Origin of the sequence: Klebsiella sp. RHBSTW-00215 (assembly GCF_014103785.1) — a bacterium.
Taxonomy (GTDB): domain Bacteria; phylum Pseudomonadota; class Gammaproteobacteria; order Enterobacterales; family Enterobacteriaceae; genus Klebsiella.
Window position 1 is genome coordinate 524,157 of the sequence record NZ_JABXQS010000001.1, and the last position, 18,195, is coordinate 542,351.

Annotated in this window: 14 protein-coding genes, 1 tRNA gene and 1 pseudogene; 8 read left to right on the forward strand and 8 right to left on the reverse strand. The window is 52.0% G+C overall.

The window, feature by feature from the left end; genetic code table 11:
• Nucleotides 1-25 precede the first annotated feature (25 nt).
• On the forward strand, nucleotides 26-1,111 hold the full coding sequence (gene mltC, locus HV127_RS02530) for a membrane-bound lytic murein transglycosylase MltC (RefSeq protein ID WP_167492723.1): 1,086 nt from the start codon (nucleotides 26-28) through the stop codon (nucleotides 1,109-1,111).
• A gap of 317 nt (nucleotides 1,112-1,428) precedes the next feature.
• Entirely contained in the window at nucleotides 1,429-2,682 is a 1,254-nt protein-coding gene (locus tag HV127_RS02535) for a nucleoside permease (protein ID WP_182234924.1), read from the forward strand.
• Between the two features lie 110 nt (nucleotides 2,683-2,792).
• Here HV127_RS02535 and HV127_RS02540 read toward each other — a convergent pair whose 3' ends face one another.
• Nucleotides 2,793-4,931, reverse strand: coding sequence for an ornithine decarboxylase (locus tag HV127_RS02540; protein WP_182234925.1), 2,139 nt, complete (start codon nucleotides 4,929-4,931; stop codon nucleotides 2,793-2,795).
• Nucleotides 4,932-5,363: 432 nt separating this feature from the next.
• Between HV127_RS02540 and HV127_RS02545 the strand changes: the two genes are divergently transcribed.
• Nucleotides 5,364-6,080, forward strand: coding sequence for a DUF554 domain-containing protein (locus HV127_RS02545; protein WP_182234926.1), 717 nt, complete (start codon nucleotides 5,364-5,366; stop codon nucleotides 6,078-6,080).
• A 105-nt stretch (nucleotides 6,081-6,185) separates the two neighbouring features.
• Nucleotides 6,186-6,261: transfer RNA gene (locus HV127_RS02550), tRNA-Phe, on the forward strand.
• 192 nt (nucleotides 6,262-6,453) lie between these two features.
• On the opposite strand, the gene HV127_RS02555 is transcribed toward HV127_RS02550, so the two are convergent.
• The 4 genes from HV127_RS02555 to HV127_RS02570 form a co-directional block, all read right to left on the reverse strand.
• Nucleotides 6,454-7,485, reverse strand: a complete 1,032-nt coding sequence (locus HV127_RS02555; protein WP_182234927.1) for a site-specific integrase — start codon at nucleotides 7,483-7,485, stop codon at nucleotides 6,454-6,456.
• Between the two features lie 86 nt (nucleotides 7,486-7,571).
• Nucleotides 7,572-9,278, reverse strand: coding sequence for a TraI domain-containing protein (locus HV127_RS02560; RefSeq protein WP_182234928.1), 1,707 nt, complete (start codon nucleotides 9,276-9,278; stop codon nucleotides 7,572-7,574).
• The gene (locus tag HV127_RS02565) at nucleotides 9,272-10,726 is read right to left on the reverse strand and encodes a UvrD-helicase domain-containing protein (protein ID WP_182234929.1); all 1,455 of its coding nucleotides are present in this window, start codon (nucleotides 10,724-10,726) and stop codon (nucleotides 9,272-9,274) included. Before HV127_RS02565 ends, HV127_RS02560 begins: the two co-directional genes overlap by 7 nt.
• A 627-nt stretch (nucleotides 10,727-11,353) precedes the next feature.
• Nucleotides 11,354-12,037 carry a helix-turn-helix transcriptional regulator gene (locus HV127_RS02570; protein WP_182234930.1) on the reverse strand — a complete coding sequence of 228 codons (684 nt, stop codon included), beginning with the start codon at nucleotides 12,035-12,037 and terminating at the stop codon, nucleotides 11,354-11,356.
• 265 nt (nucleotides 12,038-12,302) lie between these two features.
• On the opposite strand from HV127_RS02570, the gene HV127_RS02575 reads away from it, so the two are divergent.
• Nucleotides 12,303-13,202, forward strand: coding sequence for an SDR family oxidoreductase (locus tag HV127_RS02575; RefSeq protein WP_228727443.1), 900 nt, complete (start codon nucleotides 12,303-12,305; stop codon nucleotides 13,200-13,202).
• Between the two features lie 100 nt (nucleotides 13,203-13,302).
• On the opposite strand, the gene HV127_RS02580 is transcribed toward HV127_RS02575, so the two are convergent.
• The 3 genes and pseudogenes from HV127_RS02580 to HV127_RS02590 all read right to left on the reverse strand — a co-directional run.
• Nucleotides 13,303-14,325 carry an IS110 family transposase gene (locus HV127_RS02580; protein WP_182234931.1) on the reverse strand — a complete coding sequence of 341 codons (1,023 nt, stop codon included), beginning with the start codon at nucleotides 14,323-14,325 and terminating at the stop codon, nucleotides 13,303-13,305.
• 221 nt (nucleotides 14,326-14,546) lie between these two features.
• Nucleotides 14,547-14,882, reverse strand: coding sequence for a hypothetical protein (locus HV127_RS02585; protein WP_016236507.1), 336 nt, complete (start codon nucleotides 14,880-14,882; stop codon nucleotides 14,547-14,549).
• Nucleotides 14,879-15,094 (reverse strand): annotated as a pseudogene (locus HV127_RS02590) (EamA family transporter); the annotation flags it as partial. The pseudogene HV127_RS02590 and the gene HV127_RS02585, both read right to left, overlap by 4 nt.
• A gap of 142 nt (nucleotides 15,095-15,236) precedes the next feature.
• Here HV127_RS02590 and HV127_RS02595 point away from each other — a divergent pair.
• The 3 genes from HV127_RS02595 to HV127_RS02605 are packed head-to-tail and all read left to right on the forward strand — an operon-like array spanning nucleotide 15,237 to nucleotide 18,195.
• Entirely contained in the window at nucleotides 15,237-15,845 is a 609-nt protein-coding gene (locus HV127_RS02595) for a TetR/AcrR family transcriptional regulator (RefSeq protein WP_004393990.1), read from the forward strand.
• A complete protein-coding gene (locus tag HV127_RS02600) occupies nucleotides 15,842-16,993 on the forward strand; it encodes an efflux RND transporter periplasmic adaptor subunit (protein ID WP_016236501.1) in 1,152 nt (383 codons plus the stop codon). The genes HV127_RS02595 and HV127_RS02600 overlap by 4 nt, the downstream gene beginning before the upstream one ends.
• Nucleotides 16,990-18,195: an ABC transporter permease gene (locus HV127_RS02605; protein WP_004393995.1), complete on the forward strand. Its 1,206-nt coding sequence runs from the start codon at nucleotides 16,990-16,992 to the stop codon at nucleotides 18,193-18,195. The genes HV127_RS02600 and HV127_RS02605 overlap by 4 nt, the downstream gene beginning before the upstream one ends.

An 18,195-nucleotide genomic window follows, 5' to 3' on the forward strand; every position in this document is an offset into this window, starting at 1 on the left:
AACAAACACAACACGCACTCCCGGAATGATGAAAAAATACTTAGCGCTAGCGCTGATTGCGCCTTTGCTCGTTTCGTGTTCCAGCTCTACCAAAAAAGGCGCCGAGTATAACGAGGCGTGGGTGAAGGACACTAACGGCTTTGACATTCTGATGGGCCAGTTCGCCCATAATATAGAGAACATTTGGGGTTATAACGAAGTCCTGCTCGCCGGGCCGAAAGACTACGTTAAATATACCGATCAGTATCAGACCCGCAGCCACATCAACTTTGATGAAGGTACGATTACTGTCGAGACTATTGCCGGGACCGACCCTGCCGGGCGCTTGCGCCAGGCTATTATTAAAACCCTGCTGATGGGCGACGACCCTAACTCCATCGATCTCTATTCCGACGTCGATGACATCCAGATTTCGAAAGAGCCGTTCCTGTACGGCCAGGTCGTCGATAATACCGGTGAATCTATTCGCTGGGAGTGGCGCGCCGCGCGCTTCGCCGACTACCTGCTGCAAACGCGCATGAAAAGCCGCAGCAACGGCCCGCGGATGATCTACAGCATCACCATTAACCTTGTGCCGAACCACCTCGACAAGCGTGCGCATAAATACATTGGCATGGTTCGCCAGGCCTCACGCAAGTATGGCGTTGATGAGTCGCTGATTCTGGCAATTATGCAAACCGAGTCCTCCTTCAACCCCTACGCGGTCAGCCACGCCGACGCACTGGGGCTGATGCAGGTGGTGCAGCACAGCGCCGGGAAAGACGTATTTCGTTCGCAGGGGAAATCTGGCCTGCCAAGCCGTAGCTATCTGTTCGAACCGGCGAATAATATCGATACCGGCACCGCCTACCTGGCGATGCTGAACAACGTCTATCTGTCGGGCATTCAGAACCCAACATCACGTCGCTATGCGGTGATTACCGCCTATAACGGCGGTGCAGGCAGCGTACTGCGGGTGTTCTCCAGCGATAAAATTCAGGCTGCAAATATCATCAACAACATGACGCCGGGCGATGTCTATCAGACCATCACCAGTCGTCATCCATCCGCCGAGTCGCGCCGTTATCTGTACAAAGTTAACACCGCGCAAAAAGGCTACCGCCGCAAGTAATCCTCACCAACGCCCTTGTTTCTTCAAGGGCGTTCTTCTTCTGCTATACCCGTCATACTTCAAGTTGCTTATGTGTTGGCTGCGCTCACTCACCCCAGTCACATAGTTATCTATGCTCCTGGGGACTCACTCCCTTGCCGCCTTTAAGCAACTCGAATTATTTTGGGTATATACCCAATATTGCTGCGCAACTCTTTTGCGATTTTCTGCGGCAGTTAACAAAAGCATCCATCGCATAAATGATAGAATCCAACCAAAATAACGCCATAAATGTTATTTAAAACACATAACAATTCTATATCCGTGAGGATCAACACATGAATCTTAAGCTGCAGCTCAAAATACTGTCGTTCCTGCAGTTCTGTCTCTGGGGAAGCTGGCTGACCACGCTCGGCTCATATATGTTCGTCACCCTGAAGTTCGACGGTGCGGCCATTGGCGCGGTTTATAGTTCGCTCGGTATCGCGGCGGTGTTTATGCCGACGCTGCTCGGTATCGTTGCCGATAAATGGATCAGCGCCAAATGGGTTTATGCCATTTGCCATCTGGTCGGCGCGCTGACGCTGTGGCTTGCCGCTCAGGTCACCACGCCGGGCGAAATGTTCCTGGTCATCCTGCTCAACTCGCTGGCCTATATGCCGACGTTGGGCCTGATTAACACCATTTCGTACTACCGCCTGCAGTCTGCGGACATGGATATCGTGACCGATTTCCCGCCGATTCGTATCTGGGGCACCATCGGTTTTATCTTTGCGATGTGGGGCGTTAGCTTCTCTGGCTTCGAACTGAGCCATATGCAGCTGTATATCGGCGCGGCGCTCTCCGTCGTGCTGGTGCTGTTCACCTTCACCCTGCCGCATATTCCGGTGGCTAATCAGCAGAAGAATCAGAGCTGGACCTCAATGCTGGGCCTTGATGCCTTCGCGCTGTTTAAAAACAAGCGTATGGCGATCTTCTTCATTTTCTCAATGATGCTGGGTGCCGAGCTGCAAATTACCAATATGTTCGGCAATACCTTCCTGCACAGCTTTGATAAAGATCCGCTGTTCGCCAGCAGCTTTATCGTGCAGCACGCCTCGGTAATGATGTCGATTTCGCAGATCTCGGAAACTCTGTTTATCCTGACTATTCCGTTCTTCCTCAGCCGCTATGGCATCAAGAACGTGATGCTTATCAGTATCGTGGCGTGGATGCTGCGCTTCGGCCTGTTCGCCTACGGCGACCCGACCCCGTTCGGCACCGTGCTGCTGGTACTGTCGATGATCGTTTATGGTTGCGCCTTCGACTTCTTCAACATCTCTGGTTCGGTATTTGTGGAAAAAGAGGTTCGCCCGGAAATCCGCGCCAGCGCTCAGGGGATGTTCCTGATGATGACCAACGGTTTTGGCTGCATTCTTGGCGGGATGGTGAGCGGCAAAGTCGTAGAGCACTTCACCGTCGAAGGGATTACCGACTGGCAGAGCGTATGGCTAATTTTCGCTGGCTACTCGCTGGTGCTGGCCTTCGCGTTCGTTGCACTGTTTAAGTACAAACACGTCAGACAGCCTGCTGCCGCACAGCAGAACGCCTGATAGTCATTGCCCGTGGCGGCTGGCGCCTTACCGGACCTACAGAATTTGTAGGCCGGATAAGGCACCAGCCGCCATCCGGCAAAAATACGCGCACAATGCCTGGTCCCGGTTTATGCTTTCAGCACATATCCGTACAACCGCTTAATACCATCAGGGTCCGTTTCGCTATAAACCCCCTGCAGCTCCGGTGAGAAGCCTGGCAGCATATTGACGCCCTCTTCCAGCGCCAGGAAATAACGCAACACCGCGCCGCCCCAGATTTCGCCAGGCACCACGCACAGCACGCCCGGCGGATACGGCAGCGCACCTTCCGCAGCAATCCGCCCTTCAGCTTCGCTTAAACGCACCAGTTCCACGTTACCGCGAATAAACTCACGATTGGCATCCTGTGGATTCATCACCGCACGCGGGAAGCTCTGCTTGCGGAACATCTCTTTCTGCAGATCCTTCACGTCAAAACTCACGTACAGATCGTGCATCTCCTGACACAGCTCGCGGATGGTGTAATCCCGGTAGCGCACCGGGTACTTGTTAAAGATGGTCGGCAGCACGTCGGCCAGCGGCGTATCGGATTCGATATGCTGTTCAAACTGCGCCAGCATCGCCACCAACTGCGCCAGCTTCTCCGCGCTTTCGGCGGGCGTCAGCAGGAACAGAATTGAGTTCAGGTCGCACTTCTCCGGCACGATACCGTTCTCACGCAGATAGTGCGCCAGAATGGTCGCCGGAATGCCGAAATCGGTATATTCACCGCTTTCGGCATCAATACCCGGCGTGGTCAGCAACAGCTTGCATGGATCGACGAAATACTGGTCGCTGGCATAGCCCTCAAAACCGTGCCAGCGCGCACCCGGCTCAAAGCTAAAAAAACGGCGCTCGCGGGCGATAGCTTCGGTGGGATGATCCTGCCACGGACGCCCTGCTACCACAGGCGGAATAAACGGCTGGATCATTTTGCAGTTGGCGATAATCGCTTTACGTGCTTCGATGCCCAACGCCACGCACTCGGCCCACAGGCGGCGTCCGCTCTCCCCTTCGTGGATTTTGGCGTTGATATCCAGCGCCGCGAAAAGCGGGTAAAACGGGCTGGTTGAAGCATGCAGCATAAAGGCGTTGTTCAGCCGCTTATGCGGGCAAAAACGGGCCTGGCCGCGAATATGGTTATCTTTTTTGTGGATTTGCGAGGTTTGCGAAAAACCGGCCTGCTGTTTATGCACCGACTGGGTGACAAAAATACCCGGATCGTTTTCGTTAAGATCCAGCAGCAGCGGCGAGGTGTCGGCCATCATGTCGATAAACTGTTCGTAGCCGACCCATGCGGAGTCAAACAGGATGTAGTCGCACAGATGGCCGATTTTATCCACCACTTGACGAGCGTTGTAGATGGTGCCGTCGTAGGTGCCCAACTGGATAATCGCCAGGCGGAACGGACGCGCGTCATCCGCCTTCTGCGGAGCCACTTCGCGGATAAGATCGCGCAGGTAACCATCATCAAAGCAGTGCTCATCAATCCCGCCAATAAAACCAAACGGATTGCGCGATGCCTCAAGATAAACCGGCGTCGCCCCCGCCTGAATCAGCGCGCCGTGATGGTTTGATTTATGGTTATTACGGTCGAACAGCACCAGATCGCCACGGGTCAGCAGCGCATTGGTCACCACCTTATTCGCCGCCGAGGTGCCGTTAAGGACAAAATAGGTTTTATCAGCGTTAAAGACCTTAGCGGCGAACTTCTGCGCGTGTTTGGCAGAACCTTCATGAATCAGCAGATCGCCGAGCTTAACGTCGGCGTTGCACATGTCGGCGCGAAAGACGTTCTCGCCAAAGAAGTCGAAAAACTGCCGTCCTGCCGGATGCTTCTTAAAGAACGCGCCGTGTTGATGGCCGGGACACGCAAAGGTGCTGTTATCCATCTCCACGTACTGGGTCAGGGTATCGAAGAACGGCGGCAGCAGGTTTTCTTCATAACCGCAGGCGGCGGCTTCCAGCTCCAGCCACTCCTGCTCTTTACCGCTAACAATCGCCATCACACCTTGCGGTTTTTCATGGTCAATTTCACTGAAAAGAAAGACCGGCAGGTTAAAGCCCGTGCGTTTCAACAACGAAAGGATGCCGCTGCGGCTGTCCGCTGCGGTAATGACGACTGCCGCCACATTGGTAAAATCAGTACTGTCGAGGGTCACCACGCGACGGTGGGTTGACAGGCGGGATACCAGCTCGTGGCTGGCGGCAATGTGCATTGATTTCATGAGCGCGAATACCCGTTTCCGGAGAGTAAAAGGCTTCAGCCAGGGCATGTACGCTCTGGCCAACGAACTGTCAGGGTCTGACTGGATCCCAGCTCCGACCGCCAGACATCAGTAAAAGCAGACTGCGTCCGCTCTTACTGTTGTCCTGCAGTGAGCATACGTTACGCTCACCGCATGGTGGGCAGGAGATACAAAGTAAGGGTAGCAAGACGAGGCTGTCTGCGCATCTGTACGCAACGGTGATGTCGTGGCAATGTTGTCATCCCGGCAGCCTCATGTCTGGAGAGGAGAAAATTCGCGCAATCATGTCACCTTTATATAGGGTGCGCAAGATGAAATACGTATGCAGTCACCTCACGGATACACAAGCCTTTTAGCCAGTTTCACGTCATAATAATGCAGTCATTAGGGATAATTAACAGGAGTTTTGCTTTGGTTACAGGGCCATTTATTAACGCCAGCGCGGTCCTATTGGGCGGCGTGCTCGGCTCACTCTTAAGTCAGCGATTACCGGAACGGATCCGTACATCGATGACCTCTATTTTTGGTCTCGCGTCATTGGGCATCGGTATTTTGCTGGTAATCAAATGCGCCAACCTGCCGGTGATGGTGCTTTCAACGCTGGTGGGTGCGCTGCTCGGCGAAGTGTGCAATATGGAAAAAGGCATCAATACGCTGGTCAGCAAGCTCCAGCAGCTACTCTCGCCAAAAAAAGGGCAGAAAAAGACTTCGGCGCACGATTCCTATATTCAAAGCTACGTCGCGATTATCGTGCTGTTCTGCGCTAGCGGAACCGGGATTTTCGGCGCAATGCGCGAAGGGATGACCGGCGACAACAGTATTCTTATCGCCAAAGCATTTCTCGACTTCTTTACGGCCACCATTTTTGCCTGCACCCTGGGGCTGGCCGTTTCGGCCATTTGCGTGCCAATGCTGGCAATTCAGCTCGCCCTGGTGGCCGGCGCATCGCTGATTATGCCGCTGACCACGCCGATGATGATGGCGGACTTCAGCGCCGTCGGAGGAATGCTGCTGGTCGCAACCGGTCTACGTATCTGCGGAATTAAAATGTTCGCCGTGGTGAACATGTTGCCCGCACTGGTGCTGGCAATGCCGATTTCCGTAGCCTGGGTGACGTTTTTCGCCTGAAGATGCGTGCTTTTGATTCAATGTGGTGATAGATTGTTCAGTCTGCTACGAAATAGATAAATTTCGTTGACGAGGTGCAGTGAATCAGGTTTAATGCGCCCCGTTGCCCGGATAGCTCAGTCGGTAGAGCAGGGGATTGAAAATCCCCGTGTCCTTGGTTCGATTCCGAGTCCGGGCACCACTAATTCTGCATCAATGCACACTGGTTAAAGGATGAGAACTTTAACGGGTGGTTAATACGGAATCGACTTGTCAAATAGGTGGTTAAGCAACCCTTTACCACTACGACGTTGTAAGTTGAATTCCTCAAGAAGGATGCCTGTGTTCACGCACAGGCGTCCTTTTCTCGATCACTGGTGATATTCACAGCAAATTATGCCTGTGTCAAGCTTTGTAAGCTTCTCGTCGCAGTGATATCCGTATGTAAAACAAGCTCCTGTTCAAGTGCTTTCCCCGCTACTTCCATATCCAATTCGATATATTCCATAGTTGTGCTTACGTTACGGTGGCCCAGCAGATCCTTCACCAGTTTTAGATTTCTGTCCGGGGATTTCATCAGCTCCGTGGCAAGCGTGTGACGAAAACGGTGAGAGGAAATATCGAAGCCACTTTCCCTGGACAAGCGGCGATAAAAGCTACGGAACGACTGCAGAACATTTTTCTCGTCATAGATGTAATGAACATGACGTGAGTTGGTGAATCGTTTGACGTCAAAAAGCAGGTCATGCTGGCTAGCACCGCGCTCTGTTGCACGCATAATGAGCAGCTTTATTCGCTCTCTTAATTGACGAACCAGAGGCACTTTCCACTCTCGATGTGTTTTGCTGCCTTCAAGCCGAAGCTCGATCCAGCCTTGCTCAAGGTTCACATCTCTCAGTCTGATATGGACCATCTGATTGTTACGCATACCGGTATATCGAAATGTGTCCAATACCGTCATCCAGAACCAGGTCGGATAGAGTGCGCACTTTCCACCTTTCACTGGTTTTCTCTCTTTCTCCCTCTGTTCATACTGCTGCATCACGAGGTAAAGACGGGTCAATTGAGACTTCGTCAGTATTCGTTTTTTCTTAGTGTCAGACCGTACGACCGTTCCATTAAAAGGGTTCTCAGTGTGTTGAACCAAAGATTTTTTGATACCCAGGTTAAATATTGCCCGCAGGTGAGCCACCTTATTATTCCAGGTATGTACCGAAAGATTTCTCTCCTTTAGCAGATGCCGGCGCCAAAGCAACACATCCCTTTGCGTCACCATGGCTGGAGTAATTGTTCCCCCCATAAAACGCGTAAACGTTAAGGCTACTTTCCTATAACTCCATTCCGTTGCAGAACGAAGTTGCTTAGTAAAGAAATATTCCTCGAGCAGAAACTCCCACTCGTCGTGCATTTTTTCTTCGGTTTTCATTTTATAACCTCGAATTAGTGTATTTATCCACTCAAAATTTGTCAGTAGTGCCCAACATCTTATGAGCGACTCACTGCATCAAACGACTATGGGATCACGAGAAACTGGCTGTCCTCTGGTGCTCTTGTCCCGCCATATAAACTATTCGCCTTAATCAGGTAACCATTGATACGACGATATGAGCCCACGCCCTCTGGCTTTTGATAAAGATGGCCAATAAAGAATCTCTGCCCCTTACGGATCCGATGTCTACCCAGTTTTTCAAACGCCTTTTGGATTGAATTTCGGTCAACGCCCTCTTCATTATTTTCTTTGATATACAGATGAAAAATATCTGGCACGCAGAGAAATACGAAGCCACTGACAATATGCGCTCTGGAATTCATGGCATTAATTGATATATCCCCTTTCTTGACCCCAAGACTCAACCACTGCAGGAAGGCATTCCCAATATTATTTTCTGCGGTCGAATTATCTACCTCGTTATTTTCTTCTGCCTGTACTTTCTTTGATGAATGTTGAGGCTCCGAAACAACCGTTGTATCTGTGATCTCCGATATAACTGGTTCTATTACGTCTGGTAAATCTTGTCTATCTTCAATTACAGTGGTCAGGTCATGTACCGGTGCCTGGTTTTCTTCGGGAATCGGACTCTCTTTTTGAGGGGCGTCTCCCTTTTCCTGGCAATCCAGGCAAGCCGGTATTGACACCTCAACGGCCATTAATGACAACAGGGCCTGCATATCTTCCTCGATGACGACCTCAGTTTCAGGTGACAGGGCCATCTCGGCCAAAGCCTGATCGTTGACCGACACATCCAGAGCAGAGCTTAGTAATGCCTCCGTCGCTGACGCTGCATTTTCTTCGGTCTGATTTAATGTCTCTGCCGGCAACTGCTCCTCAACACGCGGAGGGTTGGTGCTATTGACTGCACTTTGCAAATCAATTGCGGGTACTGAAGAGGTGGTATTTTCTGTTGTCGGCGCCACCGACGATAAGGCTACTGTTAATGTGTCGGAGATAGCTGCCGGCGAGGACGTGACGGACAGGCTATCGCCGCGCGCCAGCTTGGCCGCCTCCTGGATAATGTCATCTATCACTGGTAAAGCGCTGGGCTGCCGAAAAGCGACCATCATCAACGCGTGTGTAGCCGCCGGCAGCGTTGTTAGCCAATCGATTACCTCTGCAGGCAGCAGACGGGCCGCAATCATCGCACTCTGACTTGTCGTCAATGTCGGGTCTGGCGGGATCGCACTGAAACGAAAGCGGTAAGGTTCACTCGGCACTGTCAGACCGGGTAACCAGGCACGGCCACTTTGGGACTCCCCCTGCAGCTGGCTCAACAGCGGCAGGTAGTGCCAAAGCGCAGCGTAAAACACCACAACATTCCATTGTACATTCTGGGCCGATTGTTCTTCCGGCGCGGCTCCGGGAGGCAGCATGTGCCCTTTGGCCAGGCGCACCGCATACGTCGTCGTCTGCAGGGTGACATCAACCAACCCCCCTTCCCTGGCGTACTCGCCCAATGGCGCTGCCGGCAACACTTGCATCAGCGTGACCAGCTTGTAAAGTGGTTGCAGGTAAAACTGCTCGTACAAATCCTTCGGCAGTGCACTGTTCTCCCACAACTGCTGCAGGCACTGTTTACGTGCTGGCATATCCAACAGTTGCGTGGCGGACTGCGGCATAAAATACCCCGCCGGTCCCGCAGGTGATGAGGGATGGGATAAGGCTTTGCTCTTAGCCGGCACCTCTCGGGTGCCGACCAACAGCGCCTTGATTGCCTTCAGCATGCTGCTGTGCCCCCTTCTCTATCATCCTCGGCTTCGTCGTCGAGAAGCGCCTGCAGCAACGCGTTCGTGACCAGGGTTTTCCGCGCGCGGGTGACGGCCACATACAGCAAATTGGTCTCATCGGTGCGCTCATCCTCTGGCAACAGCGGATCGGTGATATCGGTAAAGTCTTCATTCAGGGCAACTACCGGCCACTCCAGACCTTTACTGCGGTGTGCTGTAGAGACTGTGACCTGGGCCGCACTCTCATCAGTTACTGCATGCTCTCGCATCACCTGCAACTTCTGCGGCAGTGGGAAATACTGATCAAGAAGCCGTAGTCCCTGGTTCATTTCCGGATCTTTGCTCGCTTTGGCTACCGACTCGTATTCCTCAAAATCACGGTATCCTCGTGACAATACCGGCGAGCGCATACGTTCGGGCATATCTGCAGAAAACCAGTACAGGTCCTCCAGCGCCTCAGTCTTGTAGCCCGTAATGTCACCCACCCAGAACACCTTTTTGCCGGCCAGGCTGGCGTCAAGTGCTGTGCCAATCACACCGGCAACAGTACGGCTTAACACCGTGACGTGCTGAGCCTGGGTTTCCTCCGTCAGACAGGACACCACACAGTCCGCTCCGCCATCACCGATAACAGGCAGAGTTTCGCCCTGGCGGGCCAGCAGCATGTTGGCCACTCTGGCTACCGCCGGTCCAAACCGGAAACTGTGGGTTAGGTTCAACCGTTCTGCATCAATCAGTGCCGGTGCATCCAGCGCGTTCTCGGCGCCACGAAAGCGAAATATCTGTTGATGACGGTCGCCGACCAACACCACATTACAGTGCTGCGTCAGCACCAGGGCTTGCGTGACCGGATTAGCGTCCTGCGCCTCATCAAACAGCAGCGTCTGACAGCGGCGTGATAGGTCTGGCTGAGAAAGTTGGTATAGCTTGAGATAGACATCATGCGTGACAGGAAAAGTGCCGTCCTGGCGCGCGGATTCGCGCCAAAGCAGTTGCGCCGCGGCCAGGATTTTCTCCGCAGACAACCCGCATCGGGCGTCCTCATCGGGCAGGTGTTGTGGCCCGAAGTCGTTGTCGGCACTACACAGAAAAGCATTGAAGGTGGTGATGGCGACCCTGGTTAACGGCCAGTGTCGGGTATTGAGCAGACGGGCGACGTCGGTGATCCGCAGATTTCCCGTTAGCCGCTTCTCGTAATGTCGGCCGAAATTTGGCCAGGCCAACTGGTGTGAGGTCATGCACACAACATTAAACGGGAATTTTTGAACCGCCTCATCCCTGACTGCACGGCTATAGGCGAGATAAAGCATCCTGATGTCGGGATTAGCCAGTGCAAAGCGCACCAGTGTGGACGTTTTGCCCGTGCCGGCAAACGCCCTGACGACAAGGCGGTGGCCAGACCAACCGATGACGGCGGCCTGTTCAGGCGTATCAGTATAAGGCATTAGCAGCACTCCGTTGAATCATGACCGGCGCTATGCTGCCCAGGTCAATACGGTACACGCCACAGGAAAATCTTTTCTCAACAGAAAAGGTTTTTACTGAGCTGTCTTACATGCTGCTTGCGTCTGGTAAAAAGATACTATGGAAAGTAAGTTTTTTGAAATTTTTATAGGGATGGCAAATTTACCATTACGACACACCCTCTTATTATGTAGAAAACGTGCCAATTTAGGAAATACGAAAGGATATACGGTACATACGTCGGAAATATGGATTTTCAGCACCGATATAAAAAACGTGGACATCTATGTATCTGTACAGATATCAACACTCGATTTACTATCATCGATTCATTTTACTTTTGCTTGGAAAGCATATTATCTCATACATTACAATCCTTCTAAAACTAAGTGTTGAAAGGTTCCCTGGTGTTACATATTTTCAATACCTTGCCCGTTATTTAAATAAATTCGGCCACAGTAATACCACAAAGCATTATGATAATTATTTATAGTTTTTTAATTAACAACGAGTTGGAGTAGAATAATATTAATTTTGTTAACGTGTCAAAAAGAAGGATTTTAGATCCTATGAGAAGTCATAGGATAAAATCCAGAAACTCACGATAACTATTTGAAAAAAATCTGAAAAGGAAACGTATCCTGATACCCTAGCTTAATGCACTCATCTATAAGCTGAACGCTTGAGGTCACATTGAACTTGACTTTCAGGCTTCTCATGCAGTAGTCATAATTAGCAAGATTAATATTCAAAAGCTCTGATATTTGCTTTCTTTTCAATCCCTTTAAAAGGAAAAACAGTAACTTAGCCTCATTAGCACTTAGTTTTACATCTTTGTATGATGATATTTTCAACACTTTTGACACACCGGTAACATTATGAAAATCAACATGACCATTCATAATAATAGCTGTTGCCGTAGTCCCAGCAGGAAATCCATTCTTGTCATATATAACCTGTTTAGAAGTATGTAAAAATGCATGAACGACGCCTGGGAGGGGTTCAAGAACATTGTAAACCTCACCTGCAAGGATCGCTTTCTCATGATCCCTATAAATATCGCCTCTTTCAGCCCATGGCATGTCTGAGTCATCAAGCGTCGGCAACCTATATGGATCTACGCCAGAGAACCGACTAAACAACAAGTTAGATGCAACAAAGCGGTGATTGAGATCTTTAACAAGGGTAATACCAGCACAAGCAGGTATTACGGGATTGTCCAGATAATACTCAATGGTTGGGGCATTCTTCTCATCCAAAGGTGAAAACTGTCTACTGTCTATCTTGGTCATGGAAGTCCTCCCATGGACTTTCGGTCTTTCACTGTAAAACGAAAGCACAATCCTTCACTTTCACTCTATAAGTAACATATTTCTGCAACCTAAAAACCCTCTCGTTTTACGAATATAATGTAACAATACCTTTCATTATTATTTTACGTATTAAAACTGCACTCCATTATAACTACAGCGCAACTAAAAATAGGATGTTTTATTTCCGTTTCCTGAATGCCAATCTATACTGGGGTAGGTATTTTACAGTCCATGGAGATTCAGGATGTCTAAGAAACAAATCGTCATAATTACTGGTGCGCTTAGCGGCATTGGCGAAGAATGTGCCCGCACGTTCAGCCAAGCGGGATATAATGTAGTAATTTCAGGACGTAATGAGCAAAGAGGTCGGGAATTAGAAACCGAACTACGCCAAGTCAATCCTGAGATTCACTTCTTTTTAGCCGATATCGTATTTGAGAATCAGTTTTCCGAACTAATTAAGTACACGCAACAAATCTTTGGGACTATCGATGTATTGCTTAATGTTGCAGGTACAGAGGGGCAACCTATTTCGCATGACAAAACCACAGTCGAAGACTTCCGCCATGTATTTGATACCAATGTGCTGGGAACTCAGCTTGTGATGAAACATGTTCTGCCGGTTATGTGCAAACAGGAGTCAGGCAGCTTGGTTAATTTCTCATCGCAAGCCGGGCAAGTCGGTATTCCTGGCGGCAGCGTCTATTCAGCAAGTAAACATGCAGTTAACGGATTAACACGCTCCGCCGCACTTGAAGTTGCCGCTGACGGGGTACGGGTTAACGCCATTGCACCTGGGCCAGTAGCAACAGCAATGTTTGACCGGTTTGTGGGGAACGATCCGATAGCGAAGGAAAATTTTCTCAGTAAAATGCCTACTGGTCGTATTGTTACAACCGAGGAGATCGCGGCAACGGCACTTTTCCTGGCTTCGGATAATGCCCGCTCTATCAGGGGTCAGTTTGGATATCGAAAATTATTGTACTATAAGGACTTCCCCGGCATGTCAAAGCCGGTATTTATGGTTTCTGTCTGCTCTTCAGTAAAAATAAAGGGGAGAGACTGCGGTACTATAAACGGCCATGATGAATCGTCATCGATTCGGGCCCTGATGAAAGACGCGCGTGAGGTTCTTGTTCGTTAAGCGGATACGTATATCCTGTACAATAGCCAGATAGGCCTCACGGGGTCTAACCCTTTATCATCAACGAATTGCAGGTCAGATGGTTATACAGCTTCGAGCTTTAGTTGACTGAGTACAGCCGGAAATCATCACCGTAATGTAGTGATGCCCAACACAGCCGCGCATTTTTGGCGGCGATGGCCACAACAGCCCGCCAGTACCCTCTGCGCTCAACCAACATACAAACCCAACGGCTGAATGAGTCAGTCCTTTTCCCGGCGCCAATAAGCACTGAACGAGCCCCCTGAACCAGAAGCGTTCGCAGATACGAATCACCGGCTTTTGTGATCCTGCCGAGTTTCGACTTTCCCCCGCTGCTGTATTGTGATGGCGTCAGCCCCAGCCAGGCTGCCAGTTGACGTCCATTTTTAAAATCATGTGCATTACCGATACTGGCGACCAGTGCACAGGCCGTTGTGGGACCAACGCCCTTTAGCTCCATCAGCCGCTGACTGCGATGATCTGTTTTGGCTATGTGGGACAAAATTCGGTCATATTCAGTGATGTTAGCTTCAATGCGATCAACGTGTTCCATCAAATCATCAACACATTGCTGAACCTGAAGCGGTAAAGAGCTCTTCTGCACAGAAACCATGTGACGCAGGGCATCTGTACTTTGTGGGGCGATGACACCGAATTCAGATATCAATCCTCGCAGACGATTATACGTTGCTGTTTTCTCTTCGATAAAACCCTGACGGGTACGATGTAAACACTGCATGGCCTGCTGGCTTTCGTCTTTCACTGGTACGAACCGCATATGCGGACGACGAACAGCTTCACAGATAGCCTGAGCATCAGCTGCATCATTTTTTCCTGATTTTCCGGCCATACGATAAGGCGATACAAACTTAGCAGCCATCAGACGTGGCTCATGACCATACTGCCGAAACAATCTTGCCCAGTAGTGAGCCCCGGAGCATGCTTCCATCCCGATAACACAGGGAGGCAAACTTGCAATTAACTCAGGAAGTGCAGCACGCGATACTTTAGGCTTAACCAGAACAGTTCTACCATTTTGATCAACACCGTGAACAGCAAACACATTTTTAGCAAGATCGATACCGACAGTCGTGATAGTCATAACGAATTCCTCCGGGACGATGTGTACCCCATGATTGCACAAGAGTTAATCAGGCGCATAATCAGGGGAAGTCCCTTCCATTCGTTAAGGTTATTTTTTGTACCTCTGAGCTATGTGAAGCTTGACCACTTTGACAGGCAGCTTTGAGCGATAAGCAGACATATTCACTGAAATTTTTAGGAAGCATTTTCTTGCCCATACGTGGCTTTATCTGCCGATTTTCAGAAAACGCATTCACCGTTATCGACGCGCTTTTCTGTCGTCAGCGGGATCGTCCCGCCTGAACCATCAGACACACCAAGTACCAGCACCTCTGACTTTTCAGGTCCCATCTTCATGGTACCCAGATTGACGATGCAGATTACCTGCGTTTCCTGCAGGTCTTCTGCTGCATAGTTAGTATACGCACCGCATGACACCCTTGTTCCCAGTTCTGGTCCTAGGTCAATAGTCATGCGCCAGGTGGGCTTTGATGTTTTACTCTCCTCAACCCTGATGATGGTACCGGCACGCATATCGAGAGCCGAAAATGAGTCAAATGACGCTTTATCTTTCATAATTCTTTCCTTTTTGCGATTTCAAAGTTTTCTTTCCGTTGCCGGAACAGACTGAAACGTAACTTTCCAGCCGGAACGGTGATGAGCCCCAGACACGCAACTATCAGTCCGACGCCTGCCCATCCGGAAGGCGGCAGCCTTTCACCGACGAGCACAACGGCCAGCAGTGCGGCTATAACCGGCTCCAGCAGACTGATCGTGGTTGCCATACTGGGGACGTCTCAGAAAACGGAAAATAAAGCACGTTAAGCCCATTGCAGACTCTAGATATTGACGAGTACGTCGGGTTTTCTCTTGTTTGAGTTGCCTCTTGTGGTAAGATAGTAATCAATTACTATCTTACAAGGAGTGCTCGTGGACACCCATCCAAAGCATCTGCCGGCCGATGAACGTCGTGCCGTAACTGTCGAGTCCGTCGTGGCGCTTGCCGGTTCACAAAACCCAAGCGAGATAACCACTGCGGCTATCGCTAAACACATGAACTTGACCCAGGGTGCGCTGTTTCGGCACTTCCCGAACAAGGAAGCCATTTGGCAGGCGGTCATGGAGTGGGTAGCAGAGCGCCTATTAGCCAGAATCGATCGATCCGCACAAGGAATCGAGTCGCCCTTGGCAGCCATGGAGGCGATGTTCATGAGTCATATCGAATTCGTAGCTGAGCACCCAGGCGTGCCAAGAATGATGTTTGGTGAGCTTCAGCGTGCCGAATCGACACCGGCCAAGCGCATGGTGCAAACCTTGATTCAGCGCTACGGCGAACGTTTGCATCGTCTCATCGAGAAAGGCAAGGCCAGCGGCGAGTTGTCTCCCTCGCTTGACAACGAGGCGGCGGCAACGCTGTTCATTGGCACGATCCAGGGCTTGGTCATGCAATCGCTGTTGGCGGGTGATGTGGGACGTATGCACCGCGATGCGCCGCGCGTCTTTGCAATTTATCGGCGTGGCATAAGGAGTGCGCAATGAAAAAGTTACCCTTGCAAGGCCGCACCCTGGCACTGCTTGCCGTCATCATTCCTTTGCTGGTGCTTTTTATTTATGTCGGTCTGCGATCAGGGCCGCTCGCCCCGGTCGCTGTGACGGTGGCAAGCGTGGAATCACGGGCTATCACACCGGCGCTGTTCGGCATCGGCACGGTGGAGGCGCGCTACACCTACAAGATCGGGCCGACGTTTGCCGGGCGCGTCAAACGCCTGGAGGTGCATGTAGGCGACCAGGTCAAGGCCGGACAGGTGCTCGGCGAGATGGAGCCGGTCGACCTTGATGATCGGGTGCGCTCACAGGAGTCTGTATTCAAGCGGGCGGAAGCGGCTTTGCGCGAGGCAGAAGCCCGGCAAGCCTACGCGCAAACCCAGGCGCGCCGCTATGAGCAATTGTTTGCGGTGCGCTCGACCAGCGAGGAAATCGTCACCACCAAGCGGCAGGAACTGCAGATCGCCGATGCCGCCCTATCCGCCGCTCGGGAAGATATTGCCCGGGCACGCTCCGACCGCGAAGCACTCGTCGCGCAGCGGAGCAATCTGCGCCTGATCGCGCCGGTCGACGGTGTAGTCGCCGTGCGCGATGCCGATCCCGGCACGACCATCGTCGCGGGCCAGGCCGTGGTGGAAGTGATCGACCCCAAGAGTTTGTGGATCAATGTGCGCTTCGACCAGATCAGCGCATCGGGGCTGGCTGGGGGGCTGCCGGCTCATATCGTCCTGCGTTCGCGTGGTGGCCAGACCTTGAAAGGTCGCGTGCTGCGGGTGGAACCCAAGGCCGACGCGGTAACCGAGGAAACGCTTGCCAAGGTGACATTCGATAACAAACCAGAACCTTTGCCACCAGTGGGTGAACTGGCCGAAGTCACGGTTGACTTGCCGGCGCTCCCGGCCGCTCCACTGATCCCCAACGCTGCCGTCCAGCGTGAAGGCGATAAAGTTGGTGTCTGGCAAATCGTGGATGGTGATCTGCATTTCTCCCCGGTCAAGCTCGGCACTTCCGACCTCAATGGTTACGTGCAGGTGCGCGAAGGGCTCAAGAATGGGGACCAGGTTGTGACCTATAGCGAAAAGGCACTGACGGCGCGCAGCCGCATCCATGTGGTCGAGCATATCCCGGGAGTTTCACGATGATCAGCCTGGCCGGCCGCGACATTCTCCATGCCTGGGGGAAATTCGTCTTCACCGGCATCGGTCTGGGTCTGCTGATCGGCGTCACCCTAGTCATGGCTGGGGTGTACCGAGGCATGGTGGACGACGGCAAGGCGTTGCTCGACAACAGTGGCGCTGACCTTTGGGTGGTGCAAAAGGATACTCTGGGTCCTTATGCGGAGTCGTCCAGCCTCAACGATGACGTGTATCGCGCCATTCTCGCCATGCCGGGAGTCTCACAGGCAGCGAACGCGACCTACCTGACCATGCAGGTACGCAAGGGCGAGAGTGATGTACGCACCATGGTGGTCGGCATCGCGCCCGGTGCGTTGGGGGCTACACCCGGATGGCCTCCTTATCTCGTCGCTGGACGCCAGATCACGCGCGGTCACTACGAGGCTGTGGCCGACATCGCCACCGGCTTCAAACTGGGAGATCGTCTTGCCATTCGCCGCAATCATTACACCGTCGTGGGGCTGACACGGCGCATGGTGTCGTCCAGCGGCGACCCGATGGTATTCATTCCGCTCAAAGATGCCCAGGAGGCCCAGTTCCTCAAGGACAACGATGCCATCTGGCAAAGCCGGCGTCGCACCGAAGCCAACCCGGTCTTCAATCGACCCGGTGATCCAGGTTTGCTGGATGCCGTGATTGCTTCACAGAGCAGCAACGCGTTCGTCAATGCCGTGCTGGTCACTCTGAAACCTGGTCATGCGCCGGACGAGGTTGCCGAATCCATCCAGCGCTGGAAGCGTTTGACGGTCTACACCCGGGCACAGATGGAAGACATCCTCGTCGGCAAGCTGATCGCCACCTCGGCCAAGCAGATCGGCATGTTCCTTGTGATTCTGGCCATCGTTAGCGCGGCCATCGTTGCCTTCATCATCTATTCGCTGACGATGGACAAAATCCGTGAGATCGCGGTGTTGAAGCTCATCGGCACACGCAACCGAACCATCGCCGCGATGATCATGCAGCAGGCGCTCGCCCTGGGCGTGATTGGCTTCGTGGTCGGCAAGATCACAGCCACCTTTTCAGCACCGGCTTTTCCAAAATATGTCCTGCTCACGCCAATGGATTCTGTCGCCGGTTTTTTTGCCGTGCTCGTGATCTGCGTTCTAGCTAGCCTCGTCGCCATTCGCATGGCACTCAAGGTCGATCCGGCCGAAGCCATTGGAGGTTGA